A 1,603-nucleotide genomic window follows, 5' to 3' on the forward strand; every position below is an offset into this window, starting at 1 on the left:
CCTGGGCCCCGGCGCACCGCCGATGGAACGCCTCCTGGCCTTCGGGGCCTCCCGGATGCACCTGCACCTCCAGCAGGGTGCGCTGATCGACGCCGCTGGCCGCACCTGGGGCGACAACTACGCCGTGACCGGCTTCGTCACCATGCACGTACGGATCCTGCTCGCCGAGCTCGGCGTCGAGGGCAACCTGCCCTACCTCGCCACGGCGCTCGTCGCACCGCTCTCGCTGCCCGTCCTGCGCCAGCAGTTCGACCAGGCGCAGATGTCCGAGGATCAGGTCATGGCCGGCTGGGAAGAGCTGGTACGACGCGTCGTCGGCTGACCCAGCCGGCTAGTCGACGTGGTGGCGCAGCAGTCCGTAGGTCAGGCCGTCGACCAGCGCCTCCCAGGAGGCCTCGATGACGTTCGCGCCGACACCCACGGTCACCCACGACTTCTCGCCGTCGGTGGTCTCGATCAGCACCCGGGTGATGGCGTCGGTGCCGTGGCCCTGGTCGAGGATCCGCACCTTGAAGTCGATCAGCTCGAACTTCGCGATCTCCGGGAACGCCTGCACGATCGCCGTCCGGATGGCCTGGTCCAGCGCGTTGACGGGACCGTTGCCCTCGCCCGTGACGACGAAGCGCTCGCCGGCGGCCTGGAGCTTCACGGTCGCCTCGGAGACGGCTTCCTCGCCCGGCCGGGCGTGGGTCAGCGTCTCGGTGATGACGCGCCAGCTCTCGACCTGGAAGTACGACGGCCGCCGGCCCTCGGCTTCCTCGACGAGCAGCAGCTCGAAGGAGGCATCGGCGGCCTCGAAGGTGTAGCCGCGCGACTCCATCTCCTTGACCCGGGCGGTCACCCGGTTGACGACGTCGGGCGAGTCCGACAGGTCGAAGCCGAGCTCCTTGCCCTTGAGCTCGATCGACGCACGACCGGCCATCTCGGACACCAGCAGCCTCATGTCGTTGCCGACACCGGCGGGGTCCATGTGCTGGTAGAGGTCGGGGTCGACCTTGATCGCGCTGGCGTGCAGGCCCGCCTTGTGGGCGAAGGCCGACGTGCCGACGTACGGCTGGCGCGCGGCCGGCGGCACGTTGGTGACCTCGGCGACGGCGTGCGCGATCCGGGTGGCCTCGCGGAGCAGGCCGGGCGGCAGCACCTGTCGGTCCAGCTTGAGCTCGAGGTTCGCGACCACGTTGACGAGGTCGGCGTTGCCGGTGCGCTCGCCGTACCCGTTGATGCAGCCCTGGATGTGCGTGGCACCGGCATCGACGGCAGCCAGGGTGTTCGCGACCGCCAGGCCGGTGTCGTTGTGGCAGTGGATCCCGACCCGCACGCCGGCCGACTGCACCACGTCGTGCACGACGTCGGAGACCCAGCCGGGGAGCATCCCGCCGTTGGTGTCGCACAGGGCGATCACCTCCGCACCGGCGTCGTACGCCGTCCGCAGGACCTCGAGCGCGTAGGACCGGTCGAGCCGGTACCCGTCGAAGAAGTGCTCGGCGTCGAGGAAGACCTGCTGGCCCTCGGCGCGCAGGTGGCTGACGGTGTCGCGCACCATCGCGAGGTTCTCCTCGGGCGTGGTCCGCAGCGCCTTCTCGACGTGGCCGACGTGGGACTT

At 70.2% G+C, this 1,603-nt stretch carries 1 protein-coding gene and 1 pseudogene; one reads left to right on the top strand and one right to left on the bottom strand.

What is annotated here, in order from left to right:
- A pseudogene (locus ACOADB_RS07550) lies at positions 1 to 322 on the top strand (TetR/AcrR family transcriptional regulator); the annotation flags it as partial.
- A 9-nt stretch (positions 323 to 331) separates the two neighbouring features.
- Here the strand turns inward: ACOADB_RS07550 and cimA are convergent.
- The coding region (cimA, locus tag ACOADB_RS07555; protein ID WP_378597350.1) for a citramalate synthase at positions 332 to 1,603 on the bottom strand (1,272 nt) is incomplete at its 5' end.

Source organism: Nocardioides sp. CPCC 206348 (assembly GCF_048654705.1).
Classification (GTDB): domain Bacteria; phylum Actinomycetota; class Actinomycetes; order Propionibacteriales; family Nocardioidaceae; genus Nocardioides.